18 protein-coding genes and 1 pseudogene are annotated in these 18,353 nt (G+C 63.3%); 13 read left to right on the plus strand and 6 right to left on the minus strand.

Going from position 1 to position 18,353, the window contains the following annotated elements; translation table 11 throughout:
- Window positions 1–25: 25 nt before the first annotated feature.
- Entirely contained in the window at window positions 26–2,782 is a 2,757-nt protein-coding gene (locus SO140_RS12460) for an EAL domain-containing protein (RefSeq protein ID WP_498542611.1), read from the plus strand.
- A 60-nt stretch (window positions 2,783–2,842) separates the two neighbouring features.
- A complete protein-coding gene (locus SO140_RS12465) occupies window positions 2,843–4,024 on the plus strand; it encodes an OpgC domain-containing protein (protein WP_449382076.1) in 1,182 nt (393 codons plus the stop codon).
- Between the two features lie 2 nt (window positions 4,025–4,026).
- On the opposite strand, the gene SO140_RS12470 is transcribed toward SO140_RS12465, so the two are convergent.
- Entirely contained in the window at window positions 4,027–4,287 is a 261-nt protein-coding gene (locus SO140_RS12470; RefSeq protein WP_498542612.1) for a hypothetical protein, read from the minus strand.
- 268 nt (window positions 4,288–4,555) lie between these two features.
- Between SO140_RS12470 and rocF the strand changes: the two genes are divergently transcribed.
- From rocF to SO140_RS12490, 4 genes are all read left to right on the plus strand, one after another.
- Complete coding sequence (rocF, locus tag SO140_RS12475) at window positions 4,556–5,533, plus strand: arginase (RefSeq protein WP_498540938.1); 978 nt, start codon at window positions 4,556–4,558, stop codon at window positions 5,531–5,533.
- 161 nt (window positions 5,534–5,694) lie between these two features.
- The gene (gene soxC, locus SO140_RS12480) at window positions 5,695–6,954 is read left to right on the plus strand and encodes a sulfite dehydrogenase (protein ID WP_498540937.1); all 1,260 of its coding nucleotides are present in this window, start codon (window positions 5,695–5,697) and stop codon (window positions 6,952–6,954) included.
- On the plus strand, window positions 6,941–7,480 hold the full coding sequence (locus SO140_RS12485; RefSeq protein WP_498540936.1) for a c-type cytochrome: 540 nt from the start codon (window positions 6,941–6,943) through the stop codon (window positions 7,478–7,480). Before soxC ends, SO140_RS12485 begins: the two co-directional genes overlap by 14 nt.
- 106 nt (window positions 7,481–7,586) lie before the next feature.
- The gene (locus tag SO140_RS12490) at window positions 7,587–7,868 is read left to right on the plus strand and encodes a hypothetical protein (RefSeq protein WP_449382081.1); all 282 of its coding nucleotides are present in this window, start codon (window positions 7,587–7,589) and stop codon (window positions 7,866–7,868) included.
- 4 nt (window positions 7,869–7,872) lie between these two features.
- Here SO140_RS12490 and SO140_RS12495 read toward each other — a convergent pair whose 3' ends face one another.
- On the minus strand, window positions 7,873–9,087 hold the full coding sequence (locus SO140_RS12495; RefSeq protein ID WP_498540935.1) for a mandelate racemase/muconate lactonizing enzyme family protein: 1,215 nt from the start codon (window positions 9,085–9,087) through the stop codon (window positions 7,873–7,875).
- Between the two features lie 344 nt (window positions 9,088–9,431).
- On the opposite strand from SO140_RS12495, the gene SO140_RS12500 reads away from it, so the two are divergent.
- A complete protein-coding gene (locus tag SO140_RS12500; protein WP_449382083.1) occupies window positions 9,432–9,650 on the plus strand; it encodes a hypothetical protein in 219 nt (72 codons plus the stop codon).
- A 351-nt stretch (window positions 9,651–10,001) separates the two neighbouring features.
- Here SO140_RS12500 and SO140_RS12505 read toward each other — a convergent pair whose 3' ends face one another.
- From SO140_RS12505 to SO140_RS12515, 3 genes are all read right to left on the minus strand, one after another.
- A complete protein-coding gene (locus tag SO140_RS12505) occupies window positions 10,002–11,288 on the minus strand; it encodes an NRAMP family divalent metal transporter (protein WP_498540933.1) in 1,287 nt (428 codons plus the stop codon).
- A 230-nt stretch (window positions 11,289–11,518) separates the two neighbouring features.
- Complete coding sequence (locus tag SO140_RS12510; protein WP_449382085.1) at window positions 11,519–11,704, minus strand: hypothetical protein; 186 nt, start codon at window positions 11,702–11,704, stop codon at window positions 11,519–11,521.
- 59 nt (window positions 11,705–11,763) lie between these two features.
- Window positions 11,764–11,979 (minus strand): hypothetical protein, encoded by a 216-nt coding sequence (locus SO140_RS12515; RefSeq protein ID WP_498540932.1) that lies wholly within the window; start codon window positions 11,977–11,979, stop codon window positions 11,764–11,766.
- A gap of 36 nt (window positions 11,980–12,015) precedes the next feature.
- Here SO140_RS12515 and SO140_RS12520 point away from each other — a divergent pair.
- The 5 genes and pseudogenes from SO140_RS12520 to SO140_RS12540 form a co-directional block, all read left to right on the plus strand.
- Window positions 12,016–12,156, plus strand: a pseudogene (locus SO140_RS12520) (GNAT family N-acetyltransferase); the annotation flags it as partial.
- Between the two features lie 245 nt (window positions 12,157–12,401).
- Complete coding sequence (locus SO140_RS12525) at window positions 12,402–13,676, plus strand: CaiB/BaiF CoA transferase family protein (protein WP_498542613.1); 1,275 nt, start codon at window positions 12,402–12,404, stop codon at window positions 13,674–13,676.
- Window positions 13,677–13,721: 45 nt separating this feature from the next.
- Entirely contained in the window at window positions 13,722–14,378 is a 657-nt protein-coding gene (maiA, locus tag SO140_RS12530; protein WP_498540930.1) for a maleylacetoacetate isomerase, read from the plus strand.
- A gap of 64 nt (window positions 14,379–14,442) precedes the next feature.
- Window positions 14,443–15,672 carry an acyl-CoA dehydrogenase family protein gene (locus tag SO140_RS12535; protein ID WP_498540929.1) on the plus strand — a complete coding sequence of 410 codons (1,230 nt, stop codon included), beginning with the start codon at window positions 14,443–14,445 and terminating at the stop codon, window positions 15,670–15,672.
- 9 nt (window positions 15,673–15,681) lie between these two features.
- Complete coding sequence (locus SO140_RS12540) at window positions 15,682–16,245, plus strand: flavin reductase family protein (RefSeq protein WP_498540928.1); 564 nt, start codon at window positions 15,682–15,684, stop codon at window positions 16,243–16,245.
- A 36-nt stretch (window positions 16,246–16,281) separates the two neighbouring features.
- Here the strand turns inward: SO140_RS12540 and SO140_RS12545 are convergent, their stop codons facing one another.
- Window positions 16,282–17,190, minus strand: a complete 909-nt coding sequence (locus SO140_RS12545) for an NAD(P)-dependent oxidoreductase (protein WP_449382090.1) — start codon at window positions 17,188–17,190, stop codon at window positions 16,282–16,284.
- Window positions 17,191–17,361: 171 nt separating this feature from the next.
- On the opposite strand from SO140_RS12545, the gene SO140_RS12550 reads away from it, so the two are divergent.
- On the plus strand, window positions 17,362–18,345 hold the full coding sequence (locus SO140_RS12550; RefSeq protein WP_449382091.1) for an ABC transporter substrate-binding protein: 984 nt from the start codon (window positions 17,362–17,364) through the stop codon (window positions 18,343–18,345).
- Window positions 18,346–18,353 lie beyond the last annotated feature (8 nt).

The raw sequence follows: 18,353 nt of genomic DNA on the forward strand, positions 1-18,353 counted from the left end.
GATCGAGCCGGATGCGGGGGACTAAGTGAAACGCTATCGACCGCATATTCTGGTTGTGGCTGCGCTTGCTGTCGTGCTGTCCACGGGATGGCACGGCGCGCTGCGCAGTGCGCTCACCGATTTGCGCTTCGCCTGGCAATCGCGCGCGGCGAGCGGCGATATTGTGGTGGTTGCGATCGATGCCGCATCGATCGACCGGATCGGCGTCTGGCCGTGGCCGCGGCAGCTACATGCCGAACTCCTGCGCAAGCTCGAAAGCGCCGGTGTTCGCGACGTCGCCTTCGACGTCGATTTCAGCACACCGTCCGATCCTGCATCCGACCAAGCTTTCGTCGAGGCGCTGAAGGACGTCGGCGGTTCGACGATCCTGCCGTCCTTCAAGCAGCCGGCACCGAACGGCGGCAGCAGTGGGATCCACATCAACCGTCCTCTGACGCCATTCGGCGAACAGTCGTGGCCGGCCGTCGTCAATGTTACCGTGGAGCCCGACGGGCTGGTTCGACGCTATCCTTTCGGCGAGAGGCTCGGCGAAGAGTTCGTGCCTTCGATGGCGGCGGTGTTGGCGGGGCAATATGCCAACCGGAGCTCGCCGTTCCTGATCGATTTCTCGATCCGTGCGGCATCAATTCCGCGCGTCTCCTTTGCCGACGTGCTGCGCGGCGACGCCACGACGCTTGTCAAGCTGAGGGACAAGAAGGTGCTCGTCGGGGCCACCGCCCTCGAGCTTGGCGACCGCTTCAGCGTACCCAACGGCAATGTCGCATCCGGTCCCGTGCTACAGGCGCTGGCGGCGGAATCGATCCTTCAGCATCGCACGCTGCGCTCGACCTCCGATACCGGCATGATCCTGGGCCTCGGTGCCCTGGCCTTGCTCATGATGTTCTCCTGGCGCCGGCTTGGTCCGGGCGTTCGGGTCGTGATCCTCGTTGCGGCGGCGGCGGCAGTCGAGCTCGTCGCTGCCCTCGCGCAGCTGAAATGGCCGCTCGTCATCGACACGTCGCTGTTCCACATCGCGACCATCGCCTATCTCACGGCGATCGCGCTCGACGAGATCGATTTCCGCAGCCTGCTCGGTCGCATCGCCGAGAGCCGCTTCCACCGCATCGCGATGTCGCTTGGCGACGGCCTGATCTGCACCGACGAAAATCACATGATCACGGTGTGGAACCCCGGCGCGAGCGCGATCTTCGGCTACATGCCAGCGGAAATGATCGGCCGCCCCTTCGAGGCGCTCTGCGCAGCGTCGATCGACGGAGCGGGCAAGCGTTTCTCGATGCGAGACGCTGCACGTCAGGCTTTGCTGGTCCCGGGCGGGGCCGTCGTCGTCGAGTTTGAGGGACGGCGCAGGAACGGCGAGGTGTTTCCGGTCGAGGCCAGCTTCTCGGGCTGGCAAGGCACAGACGGTTTCCAATATGGCGCGATCCTGCGCGATATCTCGGTCCGCAAGCGCGAGGCCGAACGTGTGAAATATCTCGCCGAGTACGACTCGCTCACCGGCCTTGGCAACCGCAACACCTTGCATGCGGCGCTCGTCGACCTGGTCGCGACGGCGAAACGGCAGTCGCACGAGATCGCGCTCCTGGTGCTGGGGCTCGACGGCTTCCAGCAGATCAACGATGTGTTCGGTCATGCGGCCGGTGATCTCGTGCTCAAGGCAGTCGCCGCGCGGCTGCGGACCGAGGCCGGAGACAATGCGATGGTCGCGCGGCTCAGCGGCGACGAGTTCGCGATCGCGATCGACTGTGTCGAGGCCAATGAGCCGATCGCGGTGTTCACCGAGCGCGTGACACGCGCATTCGAGCTGCCGCTCGTGGCCGGCGCGCGCCAGCACCGCGTCAGGATCAGCGTCGGGGTCGCGGTCTATCCGGACGGCGGGCAGAACGCCGACGACCTCCTGAGCAACGGCCATCTCGCACTCTACCGGGCGAAGACGACCCACCGCGGCGGCTGCGTGATCTTCGAGAGCACCATCAGAGAGGAGCTCGAGAGCAGGCTGACGCTGGAGAGCGAGCTCGCGCAGGCCGCGGACCGCAACGAATTCGAGCTGTTCTACCAGCCTCAGGTTCGTCTGGTCGACGGCGCGCTCCTCGGCGCGGAAGCGCTGATCCGGTGGCGTCATCCGTCGCGCGGCTACGTCTCGCCGGCGGAATTCATGCCTGTCGTCAATACGTCGGCGCTCTCGGAACGGATCGCCAGCTGGGTGATGGAGACGGCCTGCAAACAGGCGCGGGCGTGGGAGCTCGCCGGCAACAACGTCCGTGTCGCGATCAATCTGTCGCCGTCGCAGCTTCATTCCGGCGATCTCGCGCATTCGGTTGGCGAATTGCTCGCCGCCACCGGCCTCTCGCCTTCGCTGCTCGAGCTCGAGGTGACCGAGGATATCCTTCTCCTCGACGAGGCGCGGGTGCTCGACATGTTCAAGCGGATCCAGGAGCTCGGTGTCCGCGTTTTGTTCGACGATTTCGGCACGGGTTACGCGAGCTTGAGCTATCTGAAGAAGTTTCCGCTCGACGGGCTCAAGATCGACCGCTCCTTCGTGCTCGATCTGCTCGCCGATTCCGACGACGCGGCGATCGTCAGCTCGACCGTCGGACTGAGCAAGCAGCTTGGCCTCTCCGTGATCGCCGAAGGCATCGAGAACCGCGCCACGGCCGACTTCCTGGTCAGCATGGGATGCGAGGAAGGGCAGGGCTATTTCTTCGGCCGCCCGATGCCGGCCGAAGCATTTGGGCGTCAGTTTCTGACGGCGCAGCCGATCCAGGAAGCCGTCGGCGCCGCCTGAGTGCGACGCGCGGCGGTACAGACAATCCCGGCAGAATCAGTATCATCAGTCTCGTGCGACATGCCCGTCGTTTCGAGGCTCATCGAGATCGTGACGGATTATCAGCCGGAGCTGGCCAAGGGAGCACTTCTGCACAGACAGAAGGGCCACCGCGATCTGCGATTGGACGTCTGCCGCGGATTGGCGCTGTGGTTCATCTTCATCGATCACATCCCGGACAATTCGCTGGCATGGTTGACGCTGCGCAATTACGGCTTCAGCGACACCACCGAGGTGTTCGTCTTCGTCTCCGGTTACACCTGCATGCTGGCCTATGGCGGCGGCCTGCCGGAGCAGGGGTGGCTCACGGTGATCGTCCGGGCGCTGCGGCGCAGTTTCGAGATCTACTGCGCGTTCCTGCTGCTGTTTGGGGCCTATGTCGCACTGGTGTGGCTCGTCGGCGGTGGCGAGCGCTACGTCGATGAAACCAACACGGGCTTCTTCTTCAAGGACCCCGGCGCGGCGCTCGTGCATGCGGCGATGCTGCAATATACGCCCGTCAATACCGACATCCTGCCGACCTTCGTGCTGCTGCACCTCGCATTTCCGCTACTGCTGTGGCTCCTCATCCGCATCCCCACGACAACGCTGGCCGCTTCGTTCCTCGTGTACCTGATGGTCCAGCTCCGGAGCTGGCACGTGCCGGCCTGGCCGACGGGTGAGCTCTACTTCAATCCGTTCGCATTCCAGCTCCTGTTCGTGTTCGGCGCCTGGTATGCGGGCGGCGGCGGTAACATGATCAGACCGCTGGTGCAGTCGCCGGTAACTCTGGTGCTCGCGCTGTTCTATCTGCTGTTCAGCCTGGTCATCGCCTTGAGCTGGCAGTTCGATGTGCTGACACGACTGATCCCGGACGACGTCTCGGAATGGATCTATCCGATCTACAAGAGCCACCTGGCGCCGGTGCGCCTGTTGCACTTCCTCGCGCTGGCCGTCGTGGTTTCGCGGTTCACGTTGCGGAAGGAACGCCGACCGGTGCCGCCGCTTGCGATCGCGATGATCCGCTGTGGCGAGAACTCGCTTTCGATGTATTGCCTGGGAGTCCTGCTGTCCTTTGTCGGTCAGGTCTTCCTCAGCGATGTTTCCGGCGGTTTGGTCGCGCAACTCTGGGTCAGCGTTGCCGGAATCGCGGTGATGATCGTCGCCGCCACACTGGCGACATGGGAGGCGCAGCTCGATCGGCGCGGACCGAAACTGTTCTGACGTTAGCGCCGGCGCGCAATCGCGACGCCGAACAGGAACGCGACGAAAAGGCTCGCCAGCGGAGCCTCGCGGGTGATCGCGGCAACCGTCGAAAGCGGCTCGCCGGGCCTTCGCGCCTCTTGGATGGCCGCGGTGAGGCGATCGACTGCGGCATGCAGGCCGCCGGCGACCTCGCCGATCGTGCGGGAGACGTCGGTTGCGGCATCGACGGCGCGCTCGGCTAGGCCTGGCTGCGAAACTGGTTCCGGTATGTCCACGCTCAAGGCTTGAGGCCTCCACAGCCGCGAAATGACAGGGACCGGCACCTTTGGCTATCCTCGCGAGCGCTCGTTTTGAACAGCGGGTCCGAAGACCTTTGGCTATCCGCGACTGGCGCCGTCTTGACGGCGGGTGCCGGCCTGCACTGGAAATGCGGTGGGCGAGGTTTGGTTCCAGCGGTGTCGGCCCGCGACAGCATCAGCCCCGGGAAACGACGGACGCGAATCTCTGTTAGGCTGACGCCTCAGCGCAGACCTGATCAGGGAGATGGTCGTGACCGATCGCACAACATCGGATCGAACCAGGCGCATTGCGCTGCTCGGCGCTCCCATCGACATGGGGGCTTCGCAGCGCGGGACGCTGATGGGTCCTGCGGCCTTGCGGACCGCCGGCCTTGCGACCTTGCTGGAAAATCTCGACTTCGAGGTCGTCGATCATGGCGACCTTTCGGTCGCCGGCATTCCCGATTCCAGCGACGAGCCGCCCCAGAATGCCAATCACTACCGCGAGATCCAGCGCTGGACACGGGTCGTGAGCCATCGCGCCTACGAGGTCGCGAAGACCGGCGCGATCCCGATCTTTCTCGGCGGCGATCACACGCTGTCGATGGGCTCGGTCAATGCCATGGCGCGTCACTGGCAAGAGCGGGGGCGCAAACTGTTCGTGCTCTGGCTCGACGCGCATGCCGACTACAACACCCCGGCGACGACGATCACGGCGAATATGCATGGCATGTCCGCAGCGTTCTTGTGCGGCGAGCCCGGTCTCAATGGGCTGCTCGGCAAGGAGTCGCGGGCCTCGATCGATCCCGGCCAGCTCGAGCTGTTCGGCACGCGCTCGATCGACAAGCTCGAGAAGGAGTTGATGCGCACGCGGCGCATCCGCGTCGCCGACATGCGCCAGATCGACGAGTTCGGGGTCGCCGTCCTGATCCGGCGCTTCATCGAGCGGGTGAAGGAGAGCGACGGCGTGCTGCACGTCAGCTTCGACGTCGATTTTCTCGACCCCTGCGTGGCCCCTGGCGTCGGTACCACGGTGCCGGGAGGGGCGACCTATCGCGAGGCGCATCTCATCATGGAGCTGCTGCACGATTCCGGCCTGGTCCGGTCGGTCGACATCGTCGAGCTCAATCCGTTCCTGGACGAGCGCGGGCGCACCGCGCGGACGGCGGTCGAGCTTATCGGGAGCCTGTTCGGTCAGCAGATCGCGGACCGCCCGACGCCGAGCAACGCGATCTCGCCGGGTGAGTAGAGCCGATCAGATCGTTCATGCGCTGCGGCACCGGGAAGGAACTCCTCCGCTCGAGTGTGGATTTAGATCAGCCGTCGCGACGATCGCCTGATTTTGAAACGCACGCGAATTGCCAAGGCGCTCGGAAGGCGATTTCATGCGGTCGACCACGAGGGCCCGCAATGACCAAGACACAAACGACTGCCGGCATCGACGCGGCCACGCGCCGTCGTTTCCTCAGGTCTGGCGGCGCGGCACTCAGTGGAGTCGTTCTCGGCAGCGGGGCCGCCAAAGCGGACAATCTGCCGCCCGACATTCCCGAATGGATGAAGGTGCCAGGCGAGCCGATGGGCAGTCAGCCCTATGGGACGCCGTCGCCGTTCGAGAAGAACGTCGTCAAGAACATCTCGAAAAGCCTCAAACAGTATTTATCCGCGTCGAGCCGGACGCCGCTGCAGGAGCTCGACGGCATCATCACGCCGAGCGGGCTATTCTACGAGCGCCATCATGGCGGCGTGCCGACGATCGATCCGGCGCAGCATCGCTTGATGCTTCATGGCCTGGTGGAACGTCCCCTGATCTTCACCATGGACGACCTGCGGCGCTTTCCGTCGCAATCGCGCATCCACTTCCTGGAATGCTCGGGCAATCCCGGCTTTACGAAGCCTTACGGCAAGACCGCCTCTGACCTCGTAGGCCTGGTGAGTTGTGCCGAGTGGACCGGCGTGAACCTGAAACTGGTGCTCGAGGAAGCCGGCCTCAAGCCCGAAGCCAAATGGGTCGTGGCCGAAGGCGCCGACGCCGCCGCGCTGACGCGCAGCATCCCGATCGAGAAATGCCTCGACGACGCCATGCTGGTCTACAGCCAGAACGGCGAGCGGCTGCGGCCGCAGCAAGGCTATCCGCTGCGGCTCTTCCTGCCCGGTTTCGAGGGCAACATGAGCGTGAAATGGCTGCGGCGCCTGCACGTGACGTCGGAGCCCACCTATTCGCGCGAGGAGACCTCGAAATACACCGACCTGCTGCCTGACGGCACCGCGCGCGAGTTCTCCTTCTACATGGAGGCCAAGTCGATCATCACGCGCCCCTCCGGCGGACAGCGCCTCGACGCGCCCGGCTTTCACGAGATCACCGGCATTGCCTGGAGCGGGCATGGCAAGATCGCCCGCGTCGAGGTGTCCGCCGATGACGGCAAGAGCTGGCAGTCAGCGCAATTGCAGGAGCCGGTCCTGACGCGCGCGTTGACGCGCTTCCGCTTTCCCTGGCGGTGGGAAGGCAAGGCCGCCGTGATCCAGAGCCGCGCCATCGACGAGACCGGCTACGTCCAGCCGACGCTTGCCGAGCTGCTGGCCGTGCGCGGCGAAAACTATTTCTACCACAACAACGCGATCTGGCCCTGGCGCATCGCAGAGAGCGGCGAGGTGACCAATGCGCTGGCGTGAAGCTTACGGCATCGCCGTCGCGGTCATGCTGTGGGCGTGGACGAGCGGCGTCTTTGCGCAAAGTCCTTACGGCATCGGACGGCCGGCATCGCCCGCGGAGATCGCAGGCTGGAACATCGACATCGGACGCGACGGCAGCAATCTGCCGGAGGGGCGCGGCACGGTCAGTCGGGGAGGCGAGGTGTTCGCTCAGCAATGCGCGTCCTGCCATGGCGACAAAGGCGAGGGCGGTTTGGGCGATCGGCTGGTCGGCGGGCAGGGGACGATCGGCACGGCGAGGCCGATCCGTACCGTCGGCAGCTACTGGCCTTACGCAACGACGCTGTTCGACTACATCCGCCGCGCCATGCCGCAGAACGCACCGCAATCTCTCAGCACTGACGACGTCTATGCGGTGTCGGCCTACATCCTCAGCCTGAATGGACTGGTGGCCGCGGATGCGACGCTCGACGCCAAGGCGCTCACCGCGATCAAGATGCCGAACCGCGACAAGTTCGTCGGTGACGCGCGTCCCGACGTGAAGTGAGCTTCCGCGACAATCGCTGGGTTCCGAAGGAACCGCGCCGTTTGAGACGGAACCACGCGCGACCTCATTGAATTAACCCATGAGAGGAAACAGCCCAGAGTGTTCGATGGCAACAAGCTTCACGAACTCCCTTGCTATTGCGCTTCGCCATCCCGGCGTGATCGCGCTGATCGTCGCCGGCGTTACCATTGCCGCGATGCTGCTTGTCGACCATGGCCCGTGGAGCCGGGCCAAGACGCAGTCGGCGCAGGTCGCGATGTATCACACCACGGGTGAAGCCGCGCGTGCCGCGGGCGCCATGGTGCTGCCGACCGATCCGAAATCTCCGATCGAGCCGGTGCGTCCGGGGCCGAAGGCATCCCCGGCCGTCAACCCCATAACGCCGTAGTCCTTCAGCTCTTGCGGCCGTAGCTGAGCAGCCCGCCGTGGGTCTTCGGCGGGTGCGCGGCAAGCGCCTCCTCGTTCGGCTCGGTGCCCCAGCCCGGGCGGTTCGGAATGACGAGATGGCCGTTCGCGATCTCCGGCTCATGCGTGAAGAGCTCGCGGTCCCACGCCAGGCGGTCGATGTCGATCTCCATGATGCGCAGGTTCGGCATGGCGGCGCAGAAATGCGCGTTCATCATCGAGCAGAGATGGCCGTAGAAATTATGCGGCGCGACGTTGACCTCGAAGGCTTCGGCGACTGAAGCGATCTTCATCGACTGCCAGACGCCGTTCCAGGGCGTGTCGACGATCGCGACGTCCATGGCCTGCTCGCGGAAATAGGGCAAAAATTCGCGCAGCCCCAGGAGCGTTTCGCAGGACGAGATCGGGTGCGGGCTCTGCCTGCGGATATAGCCGAGCGCTTCCGGATTGAAGCTGTCGATCTCGACCCAGAACATGTCGATGTCCGCGATCGCGCGCAGGATCTTCAAATAACCTTCGGTCTTGGCGTTGAAGTTGCAGTCGAGCAGGATCTCGACGTCAGGACCGGCGCCGTCGCGGATCGCCTCCAGATGCATGTGCAGGTCGCGCAGGATTTTGCGATCGACATTGATCTCGGGCAGGAACGGCGAGCCGAAGCCGGGGCGCCAGCCGGTCGGCTTGCCCTCGTCATAGGAGAAGATGTTGGTCTTGAGCGCGGTGAATTTCTTCTCGCGCACCTCGCGGCCCATCGCCTTGACGCCGTCGAGGCTTTCGATCGGCGGCTTGTACCAGGAGGGATGATTGATCCGCCACGTCGCGCAATGCGACCAGTACACGCGGACGCGATCGCGGATCTTGCCGCCGAGGAGCTCGTAGCAGGGCACGCCGAGACATTTGGCCTTGGCGTCGAGCAGCGCGTTCTCGATCGCACCCAGCGCCTGCGCCACGACGCCGCCGGCGGCCGGCCGCGTCGCTGCGAACAGCTCGGCATGGATGCGCTCGTGCTGGAAGACGTTTTGCCCGATGACGCGGCTCGACAGGCGCTGGATCGCGGCGCCCACACCGGGCGAGCCAAAGCCTTCGTCGAACTCGCTCCAGCCGACGATGCCGTCTTCCGTCGTCAGCTTGACGAAATGGTAGTTTCGCCAGCCGGCATCGCAGGCGAGGATTTCGATGGCAGTGGCTTTGGATGATGTCGTCATGTCGCTCCCCGGCGGCTGCTTGATGAGCCTTGTTGATCTCCGCGCAAACGCTTCGCGTTTGTCGCGCTTGATTTGGCGATGCGGCGACCCGGCTTTCGCACGACGCCCGCAGAACCTGTTCGTCTTACCGCGTCATAAGACCCTCATGGTGAGGAGCGCGGAGCGCGTCTCGAACCATGAAGGCCCGGATCTCGCCCGCGGCCATCCTTCGAGACGCGCGTCCCGCGCTCCTCAGGATGACGAAAGCAGTGTTTGTCACGCAATAGAATTAGGCTAAGGCGCGAGCCCCGAGAAGCGATGGAGGCGCGCAGGGCTTATGCAGCAGCGTTGTTTTGCAGCGCGAAATGGCTGCCGGAAAGGCTGGGGATAGCCATGATCTTTCCGGAGATCGCCGCGAAATCGCGCCGGCTTCTTTCCGTTTTGGCCACAATCGCACCCCCACCATCAGCCCCATGCAAGCCTTGGCTTTTATCTCGATTCTGGCGCTGCTCACCTTGGGCGGGGCAGCCATTTCCGACCAGATTCTCACGGCCGATCAGCAAATCGTGCAGAGGGTTCAGTAAAGCGTTTTCCAGCGAAGTGGCGACCGGTTCGCGAAAGAAAACGCGTCAAAACTAGAATCTAGAGCTCAGTTCCGATTCAATCGGAACGGAGCTCTAGGGCGCACGGCTAGGGAAGGCGCATTGTCTTGGGGGACGACGCGATGCTTTCGGTAGACCAGTTTCTGAGATTGATCAGCGTGCCGGCAGTGTTCGTGGCCTTCATCATCGCGTCGCAGGTTTCGGCGGCCCTCACCTCGAACTGAGCCGCACGCCCAGAGCGCGATGAGATCAGGGGGAATCGTCATCGCGCTTCAGGTTGTCATTTCAGCATGATCTTTTCGGAAAACCGCTTCACACTTTTCCGGATCACGCTCAACCGACGACGGACGAGCCGAGCAGGGCGACGACCGCGAGCGCCATCAGCGCCGTGCCGAGCCAGCCGAGCGCGATCAGCCATGTCCGCGCCCTGAACTGGCCCATGACGCCGGCGTTCGAGACGATCAGCATCATCATCACCATGATGGGGACGGCGACGATGCCGTTGAGCACGGCGCTCCACACCAGCATGTGGATGGAATCGATGCCGGTGAAGCCGAGCGAGAAGCCGATGACGGTCGCGGCCGCGATGATCGTGTAGAAGCCGACGGCTTCATCCGGCTTCGCCTCCAGCGTGGCGCGCCAGCCGAAGATTTCCGCAACGCCATAGGCCGCCGAGCCCGCCAGCACCGGGATCGCCAGCAGGCCCGTGCCGATGATGCCGAGCGCGAACAGCAGGAAGGTGAAATCGCCGGCGAGCGGCCGCAGCGCTTCGGCGGCCTCCGTCGCCGAATTGATTTTGGTCACGCCATTGGCGTGCAGCACGGACGCTGTGGTCAGGATGATGAAGAAGGCGATGCCGTTCGAGAGCAGCATGCCGAGCGTGGTGTCGGCCCTGATGCGCGTCAGCTCGGGATCGCCCGCGCGCGGCGCCTTCGCCAGCGGCTGGCGGTTTTTGTGGTTCATCTCCTCGACCTCCTGAGAGGCCTGCCAGAAGAAGAGATAGGGGCTGATGGTGGTGCCGAGCACGGCGACCACCATCAGGAAATAATCGGCGCTGACATTGGCCTGCGGCCAGACCGCCGCCAGCAGCGCCGTGCTCCAGGGGATGTTCACGGTGAAGGCGGTCGCGACATAGGCGAACAGCGACAGCGTCAGGAATTTCAGCACCGGCGTGTAGCGGCGATAGGGCACGAAGATCTGCAGCAGGGTCGAGGACGCCGCGAAGATCAGCGCGTGCTCGTGGTTCAGCCCGCCGATGACCAGCGAGAGCGCCTCCGCCATCGCGGCGATGTCGGCGGCGATGTTGAACGTGTTCGCGGCAACCAGCATGGCGACCAGCGCCAGCACCAGCCAGCGCGGCACGATCTTCATGACGTTGGCCGCCAGCCCCTTGCCGGTGACCCGGCCGATCCGCGCGCTGACGAGCTGGATCGCGATCATGAACGGCAGGGTGAGAAACACCGTCCAGAGCAGGCCATAGCCGAACTGCGCGCCGGCCTGCGAATAGGTGGCGATGCCCGACGGATCGTCGTCGGCCGCCCCCGTGATCAGACCGGGCCCCAGCCGCTTTAGCACCATCCGGAAGGATTTTGGCGGTGCGGGAAGGATGGGGGCGGTCATGAACAGCGGGGTCTCGCGTCGGCTGGCTTTTTCCCAATTCTCCCGGCTAACTCGGGGCAAGGATCAAAAGTTCCCGCGGGTCAGTTCGACCCGCGTTTCGGATTGTCCGCATTTGCGGTTGACACGTCGGGCAAATCACCTGTAAACAGGCATCATCGCAGAAATCGTCGGAGCTCGCGCCGTTCACCGGTCGCGGGCTTTGTTGTTGAGGCGAGGGCGGAGATTGCGGACTAGCGGACGCTGACGAACATTCCCCAGGCGGCCGCGAGACCTGCTCCGGTGAGAACGTAGATCGGATTGTCACAGAACGCGCTGCCATAGGTACACATGGTGGCGCCGAACGAGCCGATCTCGTGATGGCTCGCGGAATAGAACAGGCCCGACAAGCCAAGCAGTGCAGCGGCGACGTAGTACATCGATCTCCTCCTCGATGGATTTCAAACGTCGGGCCGCCGCTCAACGCTTGATCCTTCAGTCACTCGACAAGATTGGAGGCGATAGTGGCGTGAAGAAGTTTCATTCCGCCAAATTCGGTTTCGTGCATTTTAGATAAAGTTTGATAGGTCTGTGATAGGCTTCTGATTAAGCGAAGTTGCACTTGACGCGTCGGGCAAATCACCTCTATAGTGGCATCATCGAAAGAGTTTGCATCAACCCGCGCGGAGAATTCCGCTGCGGGTTTTTTCGTCATGATGCCGCTCACGTCAGACGAGATAGCTCAGAGGGGGAGAGCATCGTTTCGGACACGGCCGACAACAGGATATCTGCGAATAACTTCATCAGGACGGGCTACCGGCTTTATGAGCCGGAGGTGCCTTGGGGGTGGCGCAATACGCTTTACTGGCGAAAATGGCTGAACGGGGTTTAGGGGCCATCATGCTTCCGTGAAGCGGAATGCGCCGCGCAAAGCACGGACGGCAGGCCATCGTTCGCTACGTTGAAACGGCCCGGCAGCTTGACGCTGCCGGGCCGTTTTTGCGTTTTGAGAGACGCCGGCGATCCGCGGCATCATTGCTTTATGATCGCAAGCGGGCAGGGGACTTGCCCGTGCCGAGAGGCGGGCTTTAAAGTTGCTATTCGGCGGGCACAAGCCGATGTAGGGAGCGAGCGCGCATGATCGATCAGCCGCAACTGCCGGAGCGTCCACCGCGCGCCGGGAACGGACCTACGGCACTTGGCGGACTGCTGGTCATCGATTTCACGCGCGTGGTCGCGGGGCCCGCCTGTACGCAGACGCTTGGCGATTTCGGCGCCACCATCATCAAGATCGAGAATCCCGACGGCGGCGACGATACGCGGGCCTATGAGCACGCCGAGATCGGAGGCGAGAGCGCCGCCTTCCTCAGCCTCAATCGCAACAAGCGTGGCATCGCGCTGGATCTTGCGGTGCCGGCCGCGCGCGACGTGGCGCGCGAGCTGATCCGCAAGGCGGACGTGGTCGTCGAGAATTTCTCGGGCGGCGTCATGAAGAAGTTCGGCCTCGATTATGTATCGGTCGCGCCGACCAACCCGCGGCTGGTTTATTGCTCGATCTCTGCCTATGGCCGCACCGGGCCGTTTGCTTCGCGGCCCGGCTTTGATCCTATCACCCAGGCCGAGAGCGGCTTCATGTCGCTGAACGGCTTCCCTGATGGCCCGCCGGTTCGGACTGGTCCGCCGATCGTCGACATGGCGACAGGGATGGCCGCCGGCAACGCTATCCTCCTTGCGCTGCTGGCCCGGGAGAAGCTGGGCCGCGGGCAGCACGTTGAAGTCGCGCTGTTTGATATTGCGATGGCCATGACCGGCTTCTATGGCATGGCTTATCTCATCAACGGCCACAATCCCGGACGATTCGGCAATTCGCCGAGCGGTTCTCCCACCGTCGGAGTCTACGAGGCGTCTGACGGACCGCTCTATATGGCTTGCGCCAATGACAGGCTTTACCGGCGTCTTGTCGTCGAGGTGCTTGATCGACCTGAGCTGATCACCGATCCCCGCTTTGCCACGCGGAAAGCACGCTCCGAAAACAAGGAGAGGCTGCGCGCCGCCATTGCCGAGGTGTTTGCAGGCGATCGCCTCGAGAACTGGATGATGAAGATGAAACAGGCCAATATCCCGGTTGGCTATCTTCGCACTGTCGAGGAAGGCTTCAATGCACCCGAGGCGCGAGAGCGGCAACGGCTGAATAAGATCCCGCACCCCACGGCGGGCTGGGTGCCTAACATCGAATCTCCGGTGTCCATGAATCTCACGCCCGCCGTTGAGCCCGTCGCGGCGCCGCTGTTGGGTGAGCACACCAGGGACGTCTTGCGCGAGACGCTTGGCTATGACGAGCGATGGCTCGCCGAGCTTGCGGAGAGCGGAGCCTTCGGAGCCGGCCGGCGACCGGGGGTACCCGTTCCCTGAACCTTGCCTAGGGCCGGAAGCGTTGGCGAATGGAAGGGAGTGACGATGAACATCGAACTCTACGGTTTCTGGCGATCGATCGCGTCCTTTCGCGTGCGGGTGGCGCTGAAGCTCAAGGCTTTGCCGTTCAGGGAAATCCCCATCGACATCATGTCGGGCGAGCAGTTCACGCCTGACTATGATGCCGTGAACACGGAGCGTGTCGTGCCGACTTTGGTGCACGACGGATACCGGGTGTTTCAATCGCTCGCGATCATCGAGTATCTCGACGATGTCAGTCACGGGCCGAGGTTGTTGCCAACCGATCCGGCCGATCGCGCATATGCGCGGTCGCTGGCTCTGGTGACGGTCGCGGACGCCCATCCGCTGGTGACGCCGCGTGTGCGCAATCACCTCGTAAAGGCATTCGGGGCAGATGGTGACGCGGTCACAGGATGGGCCGAGCATTGGGCGCGCGAGGCGTTGGCGACCTATGAGCGGCTCCTGGCAAGACGATCGCCGGCTCCGTTCGCCTTAGGCGCCATGCCCGGGATAGCTGATATCTGCATTGCGGGGCAGGTTGTGGGAGCCCATTTCCTCAAATTGAATATGGCGCCGTTTCCGACCGTGACCCGGCTCGCGGAGCGCTGTTTCGCGTTGCCGGCGTTTGCAATATCTCATCCGTTCGAGCAACCCGGGTACAAAACCGAATCCGGTCGCTGACATTGCATCGTCTTGATTTGGCGGGCTTCCGGCCGCATAACAGTTGCGGAAACGAAGGATACGAATGGTGGCCGGCAATCCCATCTCAGGTGCGGCCCAGCCGGAGGCTGAGACCGGTGAGCGTGCCTATGCCGCGATGATCGCGCGCGCGAGGGCGCTCGTTCCACAATTGCGCCAGCGCGCGGCGCGGACGGAGGAGCTTCGACGCCTTCCGCCCGAGACCGAACAGGACCTTCATGACGCCGGCCTATTCAGGATTCTTCAGCCCAGGCGTTTCGGCGGATCGGAGCTCGATTACGTTGCGCTGATCGATTGTGCCGACCTGTTGGGGCAGGCAGACGCTTCAGTGGCCTGGAATTTTGCCAATCTGGCGAGCCACCATTGGATGCTCGGCATGTTCGAAGAGAAGGCCCAGACTTTGGTCTGGGGCCGCGATGCCAATACCCTGATCGCTTCGTCGTTCATTTTCCCGGCCGGTCGTGCCCGGAAGACCGATGGCGGTTATCGGTTGCACGGAAGCTGGCCATTCTCGTCGGGCGTGGCGTCCTGCGAATGGAACATGCTTGCGAGCGTGGTCTACTCCGATGATGAGGCCGATGGCATCGAATATCGCATCTTCTTGCTTCCCAGGCAGGACTACAAGATCCTCGACACGTGGAACGCGGCGGGACTGCGGGGCACCGGTTCGAGTGACGTGGAAGTCAGGGATGCCTTTGTTCCCGACTACATGACGGTCGCCGTCGGCAATCTGGCCGGAGGTCCGACGCCCGGGAGCGCGGTCAATCCCAATCAGCTCTATGCGCTTCCGGTATTTTCCTTGTTTCCGTACGTTCTGTCCGGCGTCGCGCTCGGAAATGCTCAGGCGTGCCTGGACGACTACGTCGAGGTCGTTCGCCACCGCATATCGACCTACAACCGCGCCAAGCTGAGCGATTTCCAGAGCACGCAGATCAAGATTGCCGATGCCTCGGCGAAGGTCGACGCCGCGCGCTTGATCATGCGCTCTGCCTGTGCGCTTGCCATGGAAGATGCGCGGCGTTGCCACGTTCCGAGCATGGCAGCCAAGACCAAGTACCGACGCGACGGCGCATTCTCGGTCAATCTGTGTACCGAGGCGGTGTCGATGCTGTTTGCCGCCAGCGGTGCGCGGGGATTGTTCACGAGCGGCGTCTTGCAGCGGCAATTCCGCGATGCTCATGCCATCAACTCGCACCTTGCGTTCAATTTCGATGCAGCCGGGACCAACTACGGCCGTGTCGCGCTCGGCCTGCCGTCCGAGAACTTGACGCTGTGAGGCCGGCTGATGACTGATTTGCCCAAGCAGCCGCCGGCCGCAGACCCAGCGAACGAACTGGCGAGCGACAACTCGCCGATCGATCCGCGCGATTTTCGCACTGCCCTTGGCACCTATGCGACGGGGGTGACCATCATTACCGCCGCGGGTCCGGACGGCAAACCCTACGGTCTGACGTGCAATTCATTCGCTTCGGTATCTCTCAATCCGCCGCTCGTGCTCTGGAGTCTCGTGGTCTATTCGTCGAGCCTGACCGTGTTTCAGAATGCCAGCCATTTCGCAGTCAACGTGCTCGGCGCCTCACAGCAGGCACTTGCGAACACGTTCGCAAAATCCTCGGACGACAAGTTCACCGGCGTTGACTGGAGTCCCGGGCTCGGGAATGCGCCGGTGCTTGCCGAAGGTGTTGCCAACTTTCAATGCCGATCGGTCAATCGATATTATGGCGGCGACCACGTGATCTTTCTTGGAGCCGTCGAGGCCTATTCCTACAATCGAAACGAGCCGCTGCTTTTTGCGCGCGGGAGCTACGGGCATTTTTTGGCGGACGATGATCGCCAGAAGCCGTCGTAAGACGGACCGGTTCGGCGTTTCCGCGTTCAAGCCGATTCAGCCTTTCGGTGCGGAGAGCTGGTAGATCTCCAGCGCATCGGCATCCGCCCCGCGGCTCGCGCTGGCAAGTCTGAACAGCTGCCCCGCGAGCGAAGCCATCGGAACGGGCGTCGAGGTGGCGTGGGCGACATCGGCGACGGTGTCGAGATCCTTCAGCATAGTCGCGATGTGGCCGAGCGGCGGGGAATGAATGCCCCGAACCATCCGTGGGACGAAGAGCTGGAGGGGAATGGAATCGGCAAAGCCTCCGGCGAGCGCTTCCGGAAGTCGTCCTGCGTCGATCCCTGCATTCACCGCAAGACGCGTTGCTTCGGCAAGGACGGCCATCGCGCAGCCAACGATCACCTGGTTGCAGAGCTTGGTCGTCTGGCCGGCGCCGATCGGGCCCATGTGTGTGAGTCTGCGCGCCATTGCAAGGACGTACGGCCGCACCCTCTCGACGTCGGCGGGATCTCCGCCAGCCATGACCGCTAGCGTGCCTTCCTCTGCTCCTTTTGTGCCGCCCGAGACCGGCGCGTCAATCCAGCCCGTGCCGTTTGCCGCCTTGAGCCGCGCGGCAATGTCGCGCGCGGCATCCGGATGGATGGATGAGAAGTCGACGACGAGCTTTCCCGCGCCTGGAACCGTGAAAAGTCCTTCAGGGCCGAAGATCACTTCCTCGACTGCCGCGGCATCCGTCAGGCACATGAAAACGACGCTGGCACTGGTCAAAACGTCGCGGGGGCTGGTTGAGCGCTTCGCGCCGGCTTCGACGAGGGCCGCCGCCTTCGCGGCCGAACGGTTCCAAATCGCTACCTCGTAACCAGCCGCGAGCAGTCGCCGGGTCATGGGGGCACCCATCAATCCGAGGCCCAGATAGCCGAGCTTCTCGGCGGTGTGCGGCGTCGCGCCGGGGGATTCGGCCATGGGTCGCTTCCTTCTGAGCAATGCTGGTTGAATGTGGCCCTAGCATACACGGGAGCCGATCGGGAAATCGCGTCGGTGCGCATGGCTTGCCTGACTGTTTGAACCATGAAACATTTGGCTCCTGGTCGGGTTGGGTGGCGCCGGTCGGCGTCGAAGCAGCGGAGCGGCATGATGCGGACGGTTTCAAAGTGGGTCCTGGCATTTGGGACGGTGGCGGCGATCGCCGCGAGCACGGGCTCATCGCGGGCGCAGCAGACGATCCGCGTCGGCTGGACCATTCCGGCTGAGGAATCCAAATATTGGATGATGCGGCGGCCGGCGGAATTTCCCGATCTCGGCAAGACCTATAATATCGAGTGGACGCAATTCCAGGGCACCGCGCCCATGACGCAGGCACTGGCCGCCGGCGCGCTCGACTGCGCCACGCAGGCGCCCTTGTCCCTGTCCAACGGCGTGGTCGGCGGCAATCTCAAGGCCTACATCGTCGCTCAGCACGTGTTCGAGAAGCCGGGCGGATTTTCGGTCTATTGGGCGGTGATGGACGACTCGCCGATCAAGACGATCGCCGATCTCAAGGGCAAGACGGTCGGCATTTCGGTGATCGGCGGTGGCACGCAGGGACCGTTCAACATGCTGCTCAAGCAGAATGGCATCGATCCCGCAAAGGACATCAAGCTCGTCGAGGTCGGCTTTGCGGTCTCCGAAGACGCATTGCGGCAGGGCCGGGTCGACGCCGTCAACATGAACCAGCCATTTGCCGCGCGTGCGGAAGCAAAGGGTGGCACGCGCAAGCTGTTTTCGCTGTCGCAGGCCATGCCGAACATCGTGCATATCCTTGAAGCCTGCCGCGCCGATTTCGTCGACAAGAACCCGGAACTGGTGAAGGCCTATGTGCGCGACATCACCTCCGGCATGAAGAAAGCGCTGGCGAACCGCGAAGAAACGCTGAAGGTGGTATCTGAAGTACTCAAGGCGCCGATCCCGGTTCTCGACACCTACTTGTTGAAGGACAATGATTTCGGGCGAGATCCGGGCGCTGCACCGAACTTCCCGGCGATCCAGAAGATGCTGGATATCTACGCCGAAACCGGAATGCTGCCGAAACTGGATGTCGCGCAGTTCAAGCATCCGACCATCGTTGCGCCATTGCAATAAGCAGCTCG

It is taken from the genome of Bradyrhizobium sp. UFLA05-108, assembly GCF_059803455.1.